The following is a 708-nucleotide window of genomic DNA, read 5'->3' on the forward strand; positions in this document are numbered from 1 at the left end:
AAAGACCCTCTTAAAAGGCTAGAAGTGGTGTCCACTTAAATAGGTGGACACCATCGCCTTTGGCGGTGGGGTCAGAAAGGTGTGTTTGCTGGCCGGTTACTTTTTTCGCCTGTATTCCGTAGGTGCCCATGCCGGAATTCCATGGGTGATCAATAGGAGGGTTCCCCATGTGAACTGCTGCCCGCGCTGGCCACACAAGGCGCCAAACCGAAAGCCCGTGGCACCGCACGGGCTTTCACTTTTCGCCCTCTTTCGCATGCCTCTGTCTCGGAGGCAGCCGAAAGCGCGCACCAGCCCACGGCCATGGGCATTCACGCACTCCAAAGGAAACCCCAATGAAAACCTATTCCCCCGAAGAGCTTGCCGAGGCCCTGGAAAAACACCGCCTGTGGCTGGGCGATGATGAAGTCGGCGAACGCGCCAACCTGCGCGGCGCCAACCTGAGCGACGCCGACCTGAGCGACGCCGACCTGAGCGACGCCGACCTGAGCGACGCCRACCTGCGCGACGCCAACCTGCGCGGCGCCAACCTGCGCGGCGCCAACCTGAGCGACGCCGACCTGAGCGRCGCCAACCTGCGCGRCGCCAACCTGAGCGACGCCGACCTGAGCGACGCCGACCTGAGCGACGCCGACCTGAGCGACGCCGACCTGCGCGACGCCRACCTGAGCGACGCCGACCTGAGCGACGCCGACCTGAGCGACGCCG

General features: G+C 64.5%; 2 pseudogenes. One reads left to right on the forward strand and one right to left on the reverse strand.

The features are described 5' to 3' along the window. Nucleotides 1-335: 335 nt before the first annotated feature. Nucleotides 336-647 (forward strand): annotated as a pseudogene (locus A6723_RS12545) (pentapeptide repeat-containing protein); the annotation flags it as partial. Here the strand turns inward: A6723_RS12545 and A6723_RS32645 are convergent. After that, a pseudogene (locus tag A6723_RS32645) lies at nucleotides 644-708 on the reverse strand (hypothetical protein); the annotation flags it as partial. The pseudogenes A6723_RS12545 and A6723_RS32645 overlap by 4 nt on opposite strands.

It is taken from the genome of Pseudomonas sp. AU11447, assembly GCF_001672555.2.
Lineage (GTDB): Bacteria > Pseudomonadota > Gammaproteobacteria > Pseudomonadales > Pseudomonadaceae > Pseudomonas > Pseudomonas nitroreducens.